This window comes from Rhodoglobus sp. GW821-FHT12B09, from assembly GCF_058809925.1.
Map to the genome: position 1 here is coordinate 215,341 of NZ_JBXATB010000001.1, position 16,520 is coordinate 231,860.

Here is a 16,520-nt window from a genome sequence, read left to right on the forward strand (position 1 = left end):
CGCGTGCTACAGAATCTGCCGCGTTCTCCAGCGCCCGAGCATCAGCACCGCGACGGCCAACAGCACGCTGCCGATGACCGCGAGGGTGAAGTCCATGAAGAACTCCATGACGAGGAACGACGGGATGAACGACAGCACCGCCGCCACCGCCACCACGCCGGTCGGCGGGGTAGCCGTGACCTCCCGCGGTGCCTCCCACCTGCCGACCAGGAACGAGAGCCCGAACACGCCCGCGAGCACGACGACGTAGAGGAGGGGGCGGGAGAGCCACCACGCCGGCGAACCGGGGTCGGGCGCGGCGCCCGGGATCAGCAGCGACAGCCCGGTGATGATCAGGATGATCGGCAGGTGCCACAGGTAGATCGTCATCAGCCGCGACCCGACCACGAAGACGACGGCCCGGGCGGCGTGCGTGTTCATGAGCTTCGCGAGCGCGGGCCGCAGCAGGCGCAGCACGCAGGCCTGCGCGATCGCGAGGGCGACGAGCGGGAGCGTCGGCGGGTTCAGGTTGGTGAGCATGTCGAACGAGTACGGGCCGAGGAACGTCATGGGCACGAGCGCCGCCCACGCGATCACGGCGATGAGCGCGAGCTGCCACCAGGTGCGGGCAGCGAACCAGCCGTCGGCGTACCAGAACCCGATCTGCTGCACGAGCAGCCAGACGAAGAACAGGTTGGCGAGCCCGATCTCCGGGATGCCCGCGCTGTAGCGCACGACGTCGACCACGACGGCGCCCGCGAGCAGCACCAGCAGTGTGGCGCGCGGCGCCCGGGCGTGCCATCCCACCATGAAGGGGACGAGCGCCTGGCACAGCGTGTAGGCCGCGAGGAACCAGAGCGGGGATGCCGCGCCCTGCACCGCGAGGTCGAGCAGCGCCGGGTCCACCCCGGCCAGCTGCGCGCCGCCGATCACGACGACGTAGAAGATGTAGAGGGGCAGCGCGGGCTGGGCGAGCCGCAGCACCCGGTTGCGCACGTAGTCCGCGGCGGTGCCGCCCCGCCGCACGGTGCTGCGCCAGGCGGTGATCGCCGCGAAGCCGCCCACCACGAAGAACAGCGGCATGATCTGGCCGGCCCAGGTGACGCCCGCGAACCACGGCTGCGAGCCGAGGGGGCTGTCGTTCGGGGCCTGGGCGACGAGGTTGCCCTGGCCGTCCACCCCGACCCCGACCATCATGAGGTGGATCGCCACCACCAGCAGCACGCAGAACACCCGCGCGATATCGAGGGTGAGATCCCGCTTGGAGAGGTCGATCGACGACGACCGGTTCTCGACGGTTCGGGTTCGGGCGGCGTCGCTCATGCCAACACTCTAGGAGAGGCGCTGCGGCCAGACCTCGTGCGCGCCGCGGAACGTGCGAACCTCGCCGTACTCGGTGCGCCCGCCGAACTTGGGCCGGCGGTACGGCAGCAGCACCAGTAGCGACACGCCGTCGCGGTGCTCGAGCCGCACCTCGACGGCGTCGGATCGCTCCTTGCTGAGGCGCGTGTTGAGCGTGAGCGCGGTGGCCCGCACCGAGGCTGCGAGCCCCACGAGCTGGGCGGTGGCCGCCTCGACCACCTCCTCCGACTCGGGGTGCTTCTCGAGCTGCGAGCGGTCGATCTCGGCGGCGAGCATCCGGCCGTCTGCTCCGACCACGAGGACGAACGGCTCGAACTCCGCGGCCTCGGCGAGGTGCTGCTGCGCGATGCGGAGAGCGGCGGCGAGCAGCCCGTCGAGATCGGAGCGCGCCGCGTCACCGAGAGCGTCGGCCGTTGTCATGCCTCAAACCTTAGGGGACGGCGACCGCGCTGGCCCGCTCCGTGACGGCGGTGTGACGGTTCGAGCCCTAGCGGGCGGGGTGCGCGCGCGGCTAGAAATAGCTCATGACGAAAGCCACACTCACGGGCGGCCAGACCGGCGCCGCAGTCGTTGCCGGAATCTTCGGCCACCTCCTGTTCGCGGCAGGATGGATCACTCTCGGCGTCACGCTTCTCGGCGGCACGATCGCCGCGATCCTCGGCGGCACCCTCCAGAGCATCGGCGACGGCACCGAGATCTTCGCGAGCGCGGGCGGCGTGCTCGGCGGGATCGTGCTCGGCTTCACCATCGCCTCGGCGGTGCTCATCGTGCTGTCGATCGTGGTGAGCGGGCTCATCCTGCGCCGCGGCAGGGTGCGCAAGCCGTGGGGAACCACGTGGACCGCCGTCCTCATAGCCGCGATCATCGACCTGCCGCTGATCCTCGCCTACCTCGCGATCGCCCGCGCCACCGACGGGCTGCCGTTCCCGCTCATCGCCCTTCTCGGCACGGTCGTCGTCGGCATCCTCGTCTGGCTCTGGATGACGTGGGCGCACCGCGGGCCCGCCGCGGTCGAGACCGCCGAGCCCGCACCGGTCGCCGCCAAGCCCGCCGACCCCTCCATCGACGTCAAGCGCGACTGAGGCCCAGGCCGCCCGCGGTCGTGCCGAACCGGCCGCGCGACGCCGAGAGTGCACTTTGACGGGGTGGGCCCGAGCGCGCACCCCGTCAAACTGCACTCTCGGTGCAAGGGCCGCCGCGGCGGCAGCCGCGGGCGCGCGGCTAGCGCGGGTTGTCGAACAGGCTGCGAAGCTGGTCGGTGATCGCCGCGCGCTCCTGCTCGTCGGTGAGGGTCGCGACGCCGTCGCCGGGCTGCACGCCGTAGTCGCCGAACCCGGCGTGGTTGAGCCCCTCGATCTCGACGACATTCGCGGAGGAGGGCAGGAGGTGGCGCGCGGCCTCGATCGTCGCGGGCGTGCTCAGGCCGTCGTCACTGCCGCCGATGCTCAGCACCTCGAGACCCGTTCCGCTCAGGTCGTTCGCGCAGTAGCTGCCGAAGAGCACCAGTCCCACCACGTCGCCCGACGCGGCGAGCTGGCAGGCCCGGACGCCGCCCAGGGAGTGCCCGCCCACGAACCAGCGCGTGACATCCGGTGCGTCCGCCTCGAAGTAGGAGACGGGGCGGGTATCGAAGAACGCGAGGTTGAGGGTCGGCTTGGTGATCACGACTGTCGCCCCGCTCTGAGCGACGATGCCGGAGAGCTTGTACAGGTAGGCGTACGGGTCGACCTTCGCGCCCGGGATGAAGACCAGGCCCGCGCCGGTCGCGCCACCGGTGGGCGCGATGACTATCGAGTGGTCGGTCGACGTGATCCGGACGGCGGGGTCGTTCCACGCCTCGAGCGCTGCTGCACGGTCACCGCGCATCACCATGCTCGCGTAGAAGAGGAAGGCGACGACCGCAAGCACCACGACGACGGCGATGACGGCGAGGGTGCGGCGGAAGATTCTCATGTCGGAAGTTTCCCACGGATGTCGATTTCCCCCTCGCCCCGTTCGTCGCTCTTGCGTAACGTCACACCAAGGAGGAAAAACCATGCAGTACCTGCTCTTCATCAACACCTCGCCGGACATCGACCCGTCGGCTCCGGCCGAGAAGGAGCCGATGGGCATCGAGGACTGGGTCGACCAGATGGACGCCCGCGGCGTGCGAAAGTTCGGCGACCGCCTGCAGTCGGCGGCGGATGCCACGACGGTGCGGGTCCGCAAGGGCGAGCTCCTCGTCACCGACGGGCCCTTCGTCGAGGGCAAGGACTACATCGCCGGCATCGACATCATCGAGTGCGCGGACCTGGACGAGGCGATCGAGATCGCGCGCCTCCACCCCATGGCCACCGCCGGGAACATCGAGATCCGCCCGTTCTGGGTGTGGGAGGACTAGTCGAGGCTGCCGTCGCCCGCGCGCACCGCGAGGAGTGGGGGCGCATCGTCGCCACTCTCATCCGCGTGACGGGCGATTGGAGCCTTGCTGAGGACAGCGCGCAGGACGCGTTCGAGCAGGCGCTCGCGCGCTGGGGGACCGACGGCGTGCCGTCCAACCCCGGCGCGTGGCTCACGACGGTCGCCAAGAACAGGGCGATCGACCGCATCCGCCGCAGCGCCACCGAGCGCGCCAAGGTGCAGGAGGCGACGGTGATGGAGTCGGACGACGAGGAGCTCGACGACCGCCTCCGCCTCATCTTCACCTGCTGCCACCCGGCGCTCACACTCGAGTCCCGGGTGGCGCTCACCCTCCGGACGGTCGCAGGGCTCACGACGGGCGAGATCGCCCGCGCGTTCCTCGTACCGGAGGCGACCCTGGCCCAGCGCCTCGTGCGCGCGAAGGCGAAGATCCGCAATGCGGGCATCCCGTACCGCGTTCCGCCCGGCCACCTGCTCGGCGAGCGCCTGCCGGGCGTGCTCGCCGTGCTGTACGTGCTCTTCACCGAGGGCTACTCCGCGTCGTCCGGGCATCGCCTGGTGCGGGAGCCCCTCGCGGAGGAGGCGATCCGGCTCGGTCGGCTGCTCGCCCTCCTCATGCCCGACGAGCCCGAGGTGGGCGGACTGCTCGCGCTCATGGTGCTGCAGCACGCCAGACGGGCGGGGCGCACGGATGCCGCGGGCGACCCGGTCTCGATAGAGGAGCAGGATCGCGCCGCCTGGGATCACGCCGCCATCGCCGAGGGCCGGGCGATCCTGCGCCGCGCGCTCCGCCGCCGCCGCGCGGGGAGCTACCAGCTCCAGGCCGCCATCGCCGCCGAGCACGCCTCGGCGCCCACGTGGGGGCAGACCGACTTCCGCGCCATCGTGCGGGCCTACGACGAGCTGGCGCAGCTCGACCCGTCGCCGGTGATCGCCCTCAACCGCGCGATCGCGTGGGGGATGGCCGAGGGGCCGGCCGCCGGTCTCGAGCGGCTCGACCTCGTCGCCGACCGGGTGGAGGGGTACTACCTGCTGCCCGCCGCGCGGGCCGACTTCCTGCGCAGGCTCGGCCGCCGCCGGGAGGCCGCCGAGCAGTACGGGCTGGCGCTGGGGCTCGAGCCGTCGGAGCCGGAGGCGCGCTTCCTGGAGCGCCGGTTGGCCGAGGTCATGGCGCGCGAGTAGGGTCAGCGGGTGGCTCAGAATATCGGCACCCTTGTCATCCTCGGCGCGGGAGGCGACCTCACGTCGCGGCTCCTGCTGCCGGGCCTCGCGTCGCTCCTCAGCTCCTCGCGCGGGGAGCCCGTCCACCTGATCGGCGTCGACCGCGGTGACCTGACGGACGCGCAGTGGCGCTCGCGGGTGAAGGGCGCCTTCAAGGCGGAGCCCTCCGCGCTCGCGACCTCGGTGGCGTCGGCATCCCGCTACATCAAAGCGGACGTGACGAATCCGGATGACCTCGCGCGCGTTCTCGCCGAGGCCACCGGCAGGGTGGCCCTGTACTTCGCGCTGCCTCCCGCGGTGACGATCCTCGCGTGCCAGACCCTCGCGACCATGACGCTCCCGAAGGGCATCATGTTCGCCCTGGAGAAGCCGTTCGGCACCGACCTCGCGAGCGCGAAGAAGCTCAACCGCCTGCTCGAGACGATCCTCCCCGAGGAGCAGCTCTTCCGCGTGGACCACTTCCTCGGCAAGTCCACGGTTCTCAACCTGCTCGGGCTGCGGTTCGCGAACCGGATCTTCGAGCCGCTGTTCTCAGCGCCCAACGTGGAGAAGGTCGAGATCGTCTTCGACGAGAGCCTCGCCCTGGAGAACCGGGCGGGGTACTACGACAAGGCGGGGGCGATGGTCGACATGATCCAGAGCCACCTGCTGCTCGTGCTCGCCCTCACCTCGATGGAGCCGCCCGCGAGCCTCGACGCGAACGACCTGCGCGGCAACATGGCGCAGGTGCTGCGCGCCACGCACCTGCAGGACCGGAAGGGCACCTCGAGCCGGCGGGCGCGCTACGGCGCGGGGACCATCGACGGCCGCACGCTTCCCGCCTACGTCAAGGAGGAGGGCGTCGAGCCGGCCCGCGGCACCGAGACCCTCGCCGAGCTCACGCTCGAGATCGACAACTGGCGCTGGGCGGGGGTGCCGTTCATCCTGCGCTCGGGCAAGGCCCTGGGGGATACCCGGCAGGACATCCTCGTGACCTTCAAGCCCGTGCCCCACCTGCCCACCGGCCTCGCGGGCGTGCAGGACCCGACGTGCCTGCGCATCTCGCTCAAGCCCGCGACCCTCGAGCTCGACCTGATCATCAACGGACAGGGCGACCCGTTCGTGCTCGAGCGCAACGTGCTGCACAGCGACCTCGGCGCCGGCGAGCTGAGCGCGTACGGCGAGGTGCTCGCCGGCATCATGGAGTGCGACCCGACGCTGTCGGTGCGGGGCGATGTGGCCGAGGAGTGCTGGCGCATCATCGAGCCGGTGCTCGCGGCGTGGAAGGCAGACAGGGTGCCGCTCGACACCTACCCGGCAGGCTCGAGCGGCCCCAAGGGCTGGTAGCCCCGGTGGCCCCGCTTGTCGCGCCGCGCTACAGGTTCTCCGCCGCGCTCCAGGAATTGCTGCCGCGCGACACGGAAACTGCAGCGCGGTGGCCCAACGCGGGCAGCTCCCGATTCACACGAGTGCCAAACGCGATCCCCGGATGCTACGAATAGCAGTAGACCGAAGGGCAGGCAGATGGCGGGCACGAGCGCGACAGCAGTGGCGATGGCGGCGGCAACGCCGAAAGAGGCGTACGAGATATCCGGCCCGCTCGACCCCACGAAGTTCTACCCGAAGTCGGGCCCTCTCCCCGCGGTGGTGGAGGTGCGCAACCAGACCGGTCCCTGGGACGCGGTCGGCCAGACCCGCATGCTGCGCCTCTCTGACGGCGGCCACGTCATCGAGACCATCACCGACACCGAGTCGCCCACCTACTTCGCGTACGAGCTGAGCGACTTCCAGAAGCTCTTCGGCGCACTCGTGAAGGGCGCCCGCGCCGAGTGGCGGTTCGCGCGCGAGGCCGAGGGAACGAGCATCCGGTGGACCTACACGTTCTTCGGCAAGCCCGGCCGCGGCTGGATCGTGACCCTCATCGTCAGGCTGCTCTGGGCACCGTACATGCGCAGGGTGCTGCCGCCCATCGCCGACGAGGTGTCGCGACAGGCGGCAGCGCGCGCCAAGGCCTGAGCAGCCCTGGAGCCCTGAGCAGCCCTAGAGCCCTGAGCAGCCCTGGAGCTCCACGGTGCGGTACCGCTCGGGCGGGGCCCGACAGCGAGCTCGCTACGCCGTCTTCATCACGTCGGCGGTGAACGCCCGCACGCGCGAGACGAGCCCGTCGATGCGCGAGGCGAGCAGCTGCTCGGGGTCGAGGAGGTCGTGCGCCGGGGGGAGGATCCGGATCATGTGGGAGCAGGCGAGGTCGTCGCACACGTACGTGCCGATCGTGTTGCCGTCGCGGCCGGACTGCCCGGCGCGCGGTGCCGAGAACATCGAGATCTCGTCGGAGCGGCGGGTGATGCGGCACCACGCGCACATCGCGGCGATGCCGGGGCGCAGGGAGAACTCGGAGGCGCGCAGCACCAGCCCGAGCGGCCGGTCGTCGACCCAGTGCACGAGGTAGCCGCGCTGCGGGGACTGCTGGTCGCGCCAGCCGAGGTACTCGCGCTCGTCCCACAGGACGTCGTGGAGCCCGGGCATGGGCACCCTGCTCGCCTCGCCCTTGGAGGCGTTGACGAAGCTCTCACGGATGTCGTCAGGGGTCAGCGGCTTCACCCAACCACCCTACGACTACGCCGTGAAACCGGCTTCCACCATGTCGATGACGCGCTGGGTGACCGCGTCCGCCTGCTCCCGCGGCAGCGCCCGCAACGGCCCCTCGATGCAGAGCAGCGCGAACCCGTGCACCGACGACCACGCGAGGAACTCCGCCTGGGGGCGGCGCGAGGCGGGCATGATCCCGGATGCCACGAACTCGTCCAGCGCGACCGTCAGCAGTTCGAGCGGCGAACGGCCGCTGGGGCCCGACTTGCTGGCCGCGGACGAGGTCTCCAGGTTCGTCGGAACGAAGAACGCCGCGCGGAACAGCCCGGGCTCGTCGAGGGCGAACGCGACGTAGCCGGTGCCGACGGCGCGGAGCTGGGCGCGAGCGACGGCCTCGGGCGTGCCCACCGGAATTCCGTCGAAGAGCGCGTCGATGCGGGTGGCGAGCATCGCGAGAGCCTCGTCGCTCACGGCGGAGAGCAGCGCGTCCCGGTCGGCGAAGTGCCGGTACGCCGCATTCGGGGAGACTCCGACGCGCCGGGTCGCCTCGCGCAGCACCACGGCGTCAGGCCCGCCCTCGCGCGCGAGCTCGAGGCCCGCGGTGAGCAGGGCGTGTCGGAGGTCGCCGTGGTGATAGTTGGGGCGGGACAGTGCGCCGGCTGTTGTCACGCGACTCCCTTCTCCGAGCATCGGGGTCTTGGTCGCCCTGTCATCCTATGACAGTGTTTACAGCGTTAACATGATCGCGAGGGAGAACTGACAGTGTTCGGTGACATCAAGGCATTCAGCGGGTTCTCGGTCGACGACATCGACGCGGCCCGCACGTTCTACCGCGATACGCTCGGCCTCAGGGTCGAGGACAACGCGATGGGGTTCCTCAACATCCACCTCGCGACGGGCGGGGTGATCCTCGCCTACCCCAAGCCCGACCACGTGCCGGCGACGTACACGATCCTGAACTTCCCGGTGCCGAGCGTCGACGCGGCGGTCGACGAGCTCAACGCCAAGGGCGTGGTGACGAAGATCTACGAGGGCGACTTCACCGACTCGCGAGGCATCTCGCGCCCCGAGAAGCCCGAGTGGGGCCCGGTCATCTGCTGGTTCACCGACCCGGCGGGCAACGTGCTCTCCGTCCTGGAGGACTGACCGAGCTTCCGCCCGACGAGCTTGGCGAGCCGGTGGGTCGGCTTCTCCACCGCGAGGTGGAACAGCCAGCCGAGCAGCAGGCTCCCGGGGATGGCGATGGCGGCGATGAGCTTCCACTGCGCGTCCCCGAGCGCGAACGCGAGCGTGCCGATCAGCGGCGCCTGCACGAGGTAGAGGCTGAACGAGATCTTCCCGAGCCAGCGCGGCACCGCGCTCGACAGCGCGCGCTCGGCGGTGCGCGACCCGACGGCCACCACGACGAGTCCGGCGGCCCCGACACCGGCAAGGCCCCACAGCACGTCAGCGCCGATGCTGCCCTCGATGGGCCGGCCCAGCCAGCTGGCGATGAGCAGGGTTCCGGATGCCGCGCCCAGCGCGACCCGCCCGATGCGCGGCCACGCGCCCACAGCGCTCCGCAGCTCCGGCAGCCGCACCGCCATGAGCGCGCCGAGGAAGAACACGGGGAGGTACACGAGGGCGTCGACGTCCACGAGCCGGCCCGTCACGGTGACTGCGGAGGCGAGCACCGCGGCGAACACCCAGTGGTTGCGCAGGGCGCGCGCGGCGATCACGAACAGCGGCAGGCTGAGCGAGAACACGAGCTCCCAGCGCAGTGACCACAGCACGTTGTTCACGTCATAGGACGCCTTCCAGAGGCTTCCCTCCTGCAAGAGCTGGGGCCACGAGAGTGTGAGGGCGTTCCCGCGCGCGAGCCACGAGTCCGGCGTGACCGAGGCCAGGTCGCGGGGCAGGAGCGCGATGGCGAGGGCCGCCAGGGCCAGCGAAGCCCAGACGGGGAGGTAGAGCCGCAGCATCCGGCCGCCGTAGTAGCCGAGCCAGCCGAAGCCGTCGCGCAGCGCCGGAAGGGTGACCACGAGGCCGCTCAGCACGAAGAACACGAGCACCGACTCGGTGCCGGCGGTGAAGAGCTTGAGCGGGGTCTGCGTGAGCAGCGACCACTCGGCGGGGCTCAGGAACGGCCGCGCGACGAGGCTCACGTGGTAGAGCACGACGACGAGGGCGGCGACTCCGCGGAGCCCATCGAGGCCGGTGAGGCGAGCGGGGGTGGGGCTGGTCACTCACTCCACGGTAGGTGCCGCGTCTGGACGGTTCCTGTACCAGTGGTTGAATGGCGGGCGTGACCGCCATCGCCGACCTCGCCGCCGACCTGGCTGCCGCCCGCTTCACCGTCGACGCCCTGGGCGAGTTGTGGGGCGAGGATGCCGCGGCAGCCCTCCACCGCGGGCAGCGGGTCCCCGCCCTCCGCGCGCTGGAGGGCACGGTCTCGCCCCTGGCCACCCTCGCCCGCGCGTTCGTGCTCGGACTGCCCGTCGTCCCGTCGGCGCTCGCCACCGCGCTCCCGACCCTGGGCGTCGACCGTGCCGTCGCCCTCGGGCTCGTCGACGACGCCGGCGCCCCGCTGCTCGACCTCCGCCCGTACTCCTTCGTCGACGGCAGTGGCGTCGTCTCCTGGTGGATCGCCTCCGACCTCGGGGAGCTCGCACTGGGCCACGCGATTCCCGAGCACCACGTCCTGGGCGTCGGCGGGGCCTCCACGACCCTCAGCGGCCTCATGATCTCCCGCCCGGTCGACCTGGCCCTCGACCTCGGCACCGGGTGCGGCATCCAGGCGCTGCACGCCGCCCGCCACGCGAAGCGGGTCATCGCCACCGACATCTCCGAGCGCGCGCTCGAGCTCGCCCGGTTCAACGCGGAGCTCAACGGCGTGACCAACATCGAGTTCCGGCTCGGCTCGCTGTTCGATCCGGTCCCCGAGCGCTTCGGCCACGTCGTCTCCAACCCGCCGTTCGTCATCACCCCGCGCAGCGCCGAGGGCGTGCCCGCCTACGAGTACCGCGACGGCGGCATGGTGGGCGACGCGCTCGTGGCGTCGGTGATCAAGGACGTCGAGGCGCACCTCGAGCGCGGCGGTGTCGCGCAGCTCCTCGGCAACTGGGAGTACGGCGCGCAGGACGGCCTGGCCCGCGTCGAGCAGTGGGTGCGCTTCACGGGCCTCGACGCGTGGGTCGTGGAGCGCGAGCGGCAGGACGTCGAGCAGTACGCCGAGACGTGGATCCGCGACGGCGGCACCCGCCCGGGCCCCGAGTTCGACAGGCTGTACGGCGCGTGGCTCGACGACTTCGCCGAGCGCGGCGTCACTCACGTCGGCTTCGGGTACGTCACCCTGCGGCGGCCGGCGGCGGGCGGTCCCACTCTGCGGCGGTTCGAGGTGCTCGACGGGCCGATCGCCGGCTCACCGGATGCCTCGGCCCTCCTCGCCGCCCACGACTGGCTGCGCGACCGCGACCTGCTCGCCGAGTCCCTCACGGTGGCGCCGGACGTGACCGAGCAACGGCACTACTGGCCCGGCGACGAGCATCCCACCGTCATGGACCTCCGCCAGGGATCGGGGTTCGCCCGCACCGTGCCGCTGGGCACGGCGCTCGCCGCGGTGGTCGGGGCGTGCGACGGCACGCTCCCGCTCGGTGCGATCTGCGATGCCGTCGCCGAGCTGCTCGAGGTCGACGCGGCGGAGCTCACCGCCGAGGTGCTGCCGCAGGTGCGAGAGCTCGTCCTGGTCGGGATGCTCGGCTAGCGCGGGTCGCGGCCCGTGACGGCGAGGAGCCGCTGCTGCAGGGGAGCGTCGTCGGGCAGCGGCACGGGCGGCGCGTAGAGCCCGCTCGCGGCGAGGGTGTCCTTCTGCGGCTCGAAGACCGTCCAGACGGCCTCGACGATCTCCGGGTCCAGCTCCTCGTCGGCGCCGATGGCGCGCGCGAGGTCCCAGGTGTGGATCGCCACGTCGGCGACCTGCTCGCGCAGGTAGTCGGCCATGGTCACGGTGTCGTAGGAGAGCTGCACCCGCGTCTCGGGGGTCGTCGCCATCCAGGCCGCGTTCGCCGCGAACGCGTACAGGTCCCACTCCTCGCGCAGGTTCTCCCGCAGCGGCGGGATGTCCTTCTTGGCGCTCGCGATGCTCTGGCCGGCCAGCAGGTACGGCACCCACTGCTGCTCCTCGATCACGTGCGAGACCAGGTCGCGCACGCTCCACTCGTCGTCGGGCGTAGGGGCGTCCCAGTCGGTGACGGCGGCGATCCGCCGCGAGAACTCGCGCTGGACGCGCTTCTGCAGTGACAGCCAGTCGTACTCCATCGATGTCCTCCCAGACGATTGATCCGAGGGTAGCAACAGGGCGCTGTCGCGGCAGATTCCCACGTTAAAGTTGGCTCGTGGCGAAACCATCGAACGACGAGCCGGCCAAGCCCTCTCGCCGGCACTTCCTGCAGACCACGGCGGCAGCGGGGCTCGGGGGTTTCGCCGCCGGAGCGGCCGTGGTCGCCGGCATCGACGGCGCGGTCAACAGCGCGAAGCCGATCGCGGGGTTCGACCCGCTCGACCCTCGCTCCGAGCCCGGCTTCGACCACGTCGTCGTGATGATGTTCGAGAACCGGTCGTTCGACAACATCCTCGGCTACCTGTACACCGACGCGGAGCTCGCCGAGGGCCAGACCTTCGACGGGCTCCACCAGGGCGACTACTCCAACGTCGGGCCCAAGGGGGAGGTCATTCCGGCGCACGTATATATCGGCGACACCGACGCGGTGATGCGGCACCCCTCGCCCGACCCCGGCGAGCACTACCCGCACGTCAACACCCAGGTCTTCGGCATCATCGACCCCGACACCAATGCCGACCTGTTCTCGAACGAGCTTCGCGAGCCCTACAACGCGCCGGTGAAGGACTCGAAGCCCGACATGTCCGGGTTCGTCAAGGACTACGTGGTCAACTGGCGCGAGCTCAAGAAGGGCGCCGAGCCCGTCTACGACGACTACCGGGTCGTGATGGGCAGCTTCTCGACGGAGATGCTGCCGGTGTTCTCCGCGATCGCCAAGGGGTTCGCGGTCTACGACGCGTGGCACGCGGGTGTGCCGTCGCAGACGTTCTGCAACCGCTCGTTCTTCCACGCCTCGACCAGCCACGGCTTCGTGACGAACAAGGACGGCGGCGGGTACGACAAGTGGATCGACGCCCCCGCGGCTCCGACGATCTTCAACCGGCTCCAGGATGCCGGGCGCACCTGGCGGGTCTACTACGACGCCCAGCAGATGGTGTCGTTCACCGGGATGCTCCATGCCGCCGTGCTCGAGCCGTTCTGGAAGAGCAACTTCCGCAGCATGGAGCAGTTCCACGAGGACGTGAAGAACGGCACCCTGCCCGACTACGCCTTCATCGAGCCGCGCATGGTGTTCAACCACAACGACATGCACCCGCCGTTCGGCACCCTCCGCGAGGGGGAGTACGAGGGGCAGAAGGTGTACAACTCGGCGCTCTCCGACGTGCGGGCGGGGGAGGCGCTGCTCCACTCCGTGTACACGTCCCTTCGCGGTGCCAAGTCGAAGACCGGCTCCAACGCGCTCAACACCGCATTCGTGGTGACCTTCGACGAGCACGGCGGCACCTACGACCACGTGCCGCCGCCCAGCGCGGTGCCGCCCGAGTCGGGAGCGCCCGAGGGTGAGATGGGCTTCCAGTTCGACCGGCTCGGCTGCCGGGTGCCCGCGATCGTCGTGAGCGCGTACACCGCGGCCGGCACCATCATCCACGACGAGATGCACCACGGCTCGATCATCTCGACGCTCAACCGCCTGCACGGCCTCGAGCCGCTGACCCGTCGGGATGCCACGGCCAACAACGTCTTCAACTCCATCAACCTGACCACGCCGAGGCAGCCCTACGAGTGGCCGTCGACGCACCCGCAGTACACGCCCCCGAACCCCGAGGCCGTGCCGGCGCCGCACGAGGAGCACAAGGCGCGCCCGCTGAGCGCTCCGGCGGAGGGGCTGCTCGGCCTGCTGCTGGCGAAGTACGACCCCAAGCGCGATGTTCCGAAGACGTTCGGCGAGGCGTACGAGGTGCTCGTGAAGCACGGCAAGGGCCTCTTCGGCGTCCGGGACTGAACGCGCACAGGCGGCGCCCAACTTTCTCACACCTTCTGTCGAGCAGACGGAGAGATACTGGCGGAATGCGCGCGCGACGGTACCTCCTCACCGGCATCGCGGCGATCTACTTCGGGGCGCTCGTCGGCCTCACCTTCGTGCCCGGCTCGGCCTCCAACCGCGCCCTCTGGGTCTGGCCGTTCGTGGCCTTCGTGCCCGTCGGCATCCTGCTGCTCCTGCTTCTCGGCCGCCGTCGCTGGTGGGCCGCAGTGGGCTTCGCCGTCCTCGGCTCCGCGTGGATCGAGGCCGCGCAGTCGGTCTGGATGCCCGCCGGCTACGCCGAGATCGCGGACATCGCCTGGGCGAGCTCCGGCGCAGTCGCGGGCATCGTCGTCGCCGCGCTCCTGACCTCTCCGCGGCTGCGCTCGATGCGATCACATGAACCTCACAGGATCGTCGCGCAGGCTGGACGCAGGGAAATACCCCAGGACTGAGCAAGCGCCGGTGTGAGTATCCGCCGGGATGACGCTTCCTTCGTGAGTCCGTGCAGCACCACCCGGTGCCAGACCCAACCCGATGTGCCGTGTTGCACGTGCCCGCTGTGCTCGATGTTCTTGCGCGGGGCGCCCAGTTCGAAAGTCAGTCGCTTTGCTCACCTCTCCACGTTTGTCGTTCCCGTCCGCCCGCCCGCTGTCGGAGCCCCGCATCATCGGGTTCCTCAACGCCAACCGCCGACTGCTGGCGCTGACCGCCATCGCCGCGACCGGCCTGCTCACGAGCATCCCGTCGCTGCCCGCCCAGGCCGAGGCGCTGCTGAACCCGCCGCCCGCCCCCGTCGCGCTGCAGTCGTACACGGCGCCCGCCGGCTACGAGGCGCCGGTGCTGCGCGACGGGTTCAGCATCTCGACCTACTCGGTGGTGCAGTGGCCGGTGCCGTTCGGCACCCCGATCAGCAGCGGCTTCGGCATCCGCGAGTGCGACGGCTGTGCAACGGACCACAAGGGCACCGACTTCAACCCCGGCAGCGGCTACCCGATCCAGGTCATCGCCGACGGCACCGTCGTCTCCGCCGGATGGGACGCCACGGGGTACGGCTACATGGTCGTCGTTCAGCACAACATCGACGGGCAGAACGTGCAGAGCCTCTACGCGCACATGCTGGACGGCTCGATCGCGGTCACCGCGGGCCAGCAGGTCAAGCGTGGGGAGGTGCTCGGGCTCGTCGGCAGCACCGGGGAGTCCACCGGTGCGCACCTGCACCTGGGCATCCTGCTCGACGGCGCGTTCGTCGACCCGTACCCGTGGCTGCTCGCGCACGTGAATGTGTGAGTCGACCTGAGCCTGATTCCCAGCTTCGCTTCCTAGGCTCGTGCCATGGGACTCTTCGATCGCCTCTTCGGATCCGACCAGCAGGACGCACCGGCCCCGCCCGCACGGGCGCGCACGACTGACGAGATCGCCGTCGAGCGCTACCGCTACCTCCTCCGCACCGCCCCGCCCGAGACTCTCGAGCAGGTGCACGCCGAGGCGTTCGCGAAGCTCACCGACGAGCAGCGCGCTCTCGTCTACCGGGAGCTCTCGCAGTCCGGCGAGCAGCCCCGCGGCACCGACGCGGCATCGCTCGCGCAGGCTGCGACGCGCTCAGAGCTGCGCCAGCCGGGCACCCTCGAGCGCTCGTTCCAAGGGCCCAGCTTCGGCTCGATGCTCGGCAGCTCGCTCCTCGGCACGGTCGCGGGCTATGTGATCGGCTCGGCCATCGTCTCGGCGTTCCTCCCGACAGACCCGGGCGGCACGGATGCCTCGGCCGACAGCTCGACGGACGCCGGTGCCTCGGCGGACTCATCAGACGCCGGCGCATCGGCGGACTCCTCCGCTGACTCGGGCTTCGGCGACTTCGGCGGCGGGGGAGACTTCGGCGGCGGCGACTTCGGCGGCGGCGACTTCGGCGGGGGCGACTTCTTCTAGCGGCGAGTGAGCCCGCCGCGCCCGCGGGCGCGGGTTACCCTCGACCGGTGACTGACGACCGGTATGGCAGCGACGTTCTCGCGGGGTTCCGCCAGCAGCGGGGGCCGGCTCCCGTTCCTGCGCTCGCGTTGGAGAAGGGCCTCGTGCTCGAGGAGACGGGCACCGGATTCGTCGGGGCGATCATCTCCTACGCGAACGGTCTCATCGAGCTCGAGGACCGCAAGGGCGCCGTGCGCACCTTCTCCCTCGGCGCGGGGTTCCTCGTCGACGGAAAGCCGGTCACGCTCGTGAAGCCGACCCCCGGTGCGGCGCCGGTCCTGCGCAGTGCCTCCGGCTCGGTCGCCGTCACCGACCACACCGCCCGGGTCGCGCTGCCCAGCCGGATCTTCGTGGAGGGCCGCCACGACGCCGAGCTCGTGGAGAAGGTGTGGGGCCACGACCTGCGGGTTGAGGGCGTGGTCGTGGAGTACCTCGGCGGCGTGGACGACCTCGAGGCGCTCCTCGCCCAGTTCGGCCCGAGCTCCGAGAAGCGGGTGGGTGTGCTCGTCGACCACCTCGTGGCCGGCTCGAAGGAGAGCCGCATCGCGGAGGCGGTGGGCCGCGGGCGGTATCGCGACCACGTGCTCGTGGTCGGGCATCCCTTCATCGATGTCTGGCAGGCGGTCAAGCCGCAGCGGCTCGGACTGGCCGCGTGGCCGGTGATCCCGCGCGGCACCGAGTGGAAGCACGGTATCTGCGAGGCGCTCGGCTGGCCCCACGAGGATCAGGCCGATATCGCGCGGGCATGGCAGCACATCCTCGGGAAGGTCGAGAGCTACGCCGATCTCGAGCCCGCGCTGCTGGGCCGCGTCGAGCAGCTGATCGACTTCGTCACCGCCTAGGCACACCGTTCTCCCAGCGCAACCCCGGTTCGAACCCAGCCCGCACCGCGTAACCTCTAAGGCG

At 70.8% G+C, this 16,520-nt stretch carries 18 protein-coding genes and 1 pseudogene; 12 read left to right on the forward strand and 7 right to left on the reverse strand.

The features are described from left to right. Positions 1-6: 6 nt before the first annotated feature. Together AC1RTC_RS01055 and AC1RTC_RS01060 are read right to left on the reverse strand one after the other, a co-directional pair. Positions 7-1,302 carry an acyltransferase family protein gene (locus AC1RTC_RS01055; protein ID WP_493153602.1) on the reverse strand — a complete coding sequence of 432 codons (1,296 nt, stop codon included), beginning with the start codon at positions 1,300-1,302 and terminating at the stop codon, positions 7-9. Positions 1,303-1,311: 9 nt separating this feature from the next. Beyond that, entirely contained in the window at positions 1,312-1,761 is a 450-nt protein-coding gene (locus tag AC1RTC_RS01060) for a hypothetical protein (protein ID WP_493153603.1), read from the reverse strand. 104 nt (positions 1,762-1,865) lie between these two features. Between AC1RTC_RS01060 and AC1RTC_RS01065 the strand changes: the two genes are divergently transcribed. Beyond that, the gene (locus tag AC1RTC_RS01065) at positions 1,866-2,423 is read left to right on the forward strand and encodes a hypothetical protein (RefSeq protein ID WP_493153604.1); all 558 of its coding nucleotides are present in this window, start codon (positions 1,866-1,868) and stop codon (positions 2,421-2,423) included. 139 nt (positions 2,424-2,562) lie between these two features. Here the strand turns inward: AC1RTC_RS01065 and AC1RTC_RS01070 are convergent, their stop codons facing one another. Then, positions 2,563-3,294 carry an alpha/beta hydrolase gene (locus AC1RTC_RS01070; protein ID WP_493153605.1) on the reverse strand — a complete coding sequence of 244 codons (732 nt, stop codon included), beginning with the start codon at positions 3,292-3,294 and terminating at the stop codon, positions 2,563-2,565. Positions 3,295-3,376: 82 nt separating this feature from the next. On the opposite strand from AC1RTC_RS01070, the gene AC1RTC_RS01075 reads away from it, so the two are divergent. From AC1RTC_RS01075 to AC1RTC_RS01090, 4 genes are all read left to right on the forward strand, one after another. Continuing rightward, entirely contained in the window at positions 3,377-3,721 is a 345-nt protein-coding gene (locus AC1RTC_RS01075; RefSeq protein ID WP_493153606.1) for a YciI family protein, read from the forward strand. Next, positions 3,709-4,923 carry an RNA polymerase sigma factor gene (locus AC1RTC_RS01080; RefSeq protein WP_493153607.1) on the forward strand — a complete coding sequence of 405 codons (1,215 nt, stop codon included), beginning with the start codon at positions 3,709-3,711 and terminating at the stop codon, positions 4,921-4,923. The genes AC1RTC_RS01075 and AC1RTC_RS01080 overlap by 13 nt, the downstream gene beginning before the upstream one ends. A 9-nt stretch (positions 4,924-4,932) precedes the next feature. Then, positions 4,933-6,288, forward strand: coding sequence for a glucose-6-phosphate dehydrogenase (locus AC1RTC_RS01085; protein ID WP_493153608.1), 1,356 nt, complete (start codon positions 4,933-4,935; stop codon positions 6,286-6,288). 177 nt (positions 6,289-6,465) lie between these two features. Beyond that, the gene (locus AC1RTC_RS01090; RefSeq protein ID WP_493153609.1) at positions 6,466-6,957 is read left to right on the forward strand and encodes an SRPBCC family protein; all 492 of its coding nucleotides are present in this window, start codon (positions 6,466-6,468) and stop codon (positions 6,955-6,957) included. Between the two features lie 93 nt (positions 6,958-7,050). Here the strand turns inward: AC1RTC_RS01090 and AC1RTC_RS01095 are convergent, their stop codons facing one another. Next, positions 7,051-7,542 carry an FBP domain-containing protein gene (locus AC1RTC_RS01095; RefSeq protein WP_493153610.1) on the reverse strand — a complete coding sequence of 164 codons (492 nt, stop codon included), beginning with the start codon at positions 7,540-7,542 and terminating at the stop codon, positions 7,051-7,053. A gap of 15 nt (positions 7,543-7,557) precedes the next feature. Beyond that, positions 7,558-8,199, reverse strand: coding sequence for a TetR/AcrR family transcriptional regulator (locus AC1RTC_RS01100; protein ID WP_493153611.1), 642 nt, complete (start codon positions 8,197-8,199; stop codon positions 7,558-7,560). 93 nt (positions 8,200-8,292) lie between these two features. Between AC1RTC_RS01100 and AC1RTC_RS01105 the strand changes: the two genes are divergently transcribed. After that, positions 8,293-8,676 (forward strand): VOC family protein, encoded by a 384-nt coding sequence (locus AC1RTC_RS01105; RefSeq protein ID WP_493153612.1) that lies wholly within the window; start codon positions 8,293-8,295, stop codon positions 8,674-8,676. Positions 8,677-8,744: 68 nt separating this feature from the next. On the opposite strand, the pseudogene AC1RTC_RS01110 reads toward AC1RTC_RS01105, so the two are convergent. Further along, a pseudogene (locus AC1RTC_RS01110) lies at positions 8,745-9,755 on the reverse strand (acyltransferase family protein); the annotation flags it as partial. Positions 9,756-9,814: 59 nt separating this feature from the next. On the opposite strand from AC1RTC_RS01110, the gene AC1RTC_RS01115 reads away from it, so the two are divergent. Continuing rightward, positions 9,815-11,272 carry a DUF7059 domain-containing protein gene (locus AC1RTC_RS01115; RefSeq protein ID WP_493153613.1) on the forward strand — a complete coding sequence of 486 codons (1,458 nt, stop codon included), beginning with the start codon at positions 9,815-9,817 and terminating at the stop codon, positions 11,270-11,272. On the opposite strand, the gene AC1RTC_RS01120 is transcribed toward AC1RTC_RS01115, so the two are convergent. Then, the gene (locus AC1RTC_RS01120; protein WP_493153614.1) at positions 11,269-11,826 is read right to left on the reverse strand and encodes a TIGR03086 family metal-binding protein; all 558 of its coding nucleotides are present in this window, start codon (positions 11,824-11,826) and stop codon (positions 11,269-11,271) included. The two genes, AC1RTC_RS01115 and AC1RTC_RS01120, sit on opposite strands and share 4 nt — an antisense overlap. A gap of 77 nt (positions 11,827-11,903) precedes the next feature. Here AC1RTC_RS01120 and AC1RTC_RS01125 point away from each other — a divergent pair, with 77 nt between their 5' ends. The 5 genes from AC1RTC_RS01125 to AC1RTC_RS01145 all read left to right on the forward strand — a co-directional run bounded on the left by AC1RTC_RS01125 (position 11,904) and on the right by AC1RTC_RS01145 (position 16,456). Then, positions 11,904-13,631 carry an alkaline phosphatase family protein gene (locus AC1RTC_RS01125; protein ID WP_493153615.1) on the forward strand — a complete coding sequence of 576 codons (1,728 nt, stop codon included), beginning with the start codon at positions 11,904-11,906 and terminating at the stop codon, positions 13,629-13,631. 65 nt (positions 13,632-13,696) lie between these two features. Then, positions 13,697-14,104: a VanZ family protein gene (locus tag AC1RTC_RS01130; protein WP_493153616.1), complete on the forward strand. Its 408-nt coding sequence runs from the start codon at positions 13,697-13,699 to the stop codon at positions 14,102-14,104. Between the two features lie 154 nt (positions 14,105-14,258). Then, entirely contained in the window at positions 14,259-14,939 is a 681-nt protein-coding gene (locus tag AC1RTC_RS01135; RefSeq protein ID WP_493153617.1) for a M23 family metallopeptidase, read from the forward strand. A 45-nt stretch (positions 14,940-14,984) separates the two neighbouring features. Next, entirely contained in the window at positions 14,985-15,575 is a 591-nt protein-coding gene (locus AC1RTC_RS01140; RefSeq protein WP_493153618.1) for a hypothetical protein, read from the forward strand. Positions 15,576-15,622: 47 nt separating this feature from the next. Next, on the forward strand, positions 15,623-16,456 hold the full coding sequence (locus AC1RTC_RS01145; RefSeq protein WP_493153619.1) for a DUF3097 domain-containing protein: 834 nt from the start codon (positions 15,623-15,625) through the stop codon (positions 16,454-16,456). Positions 16,457-16,520 lie beyond the last annotated feature (64 nt).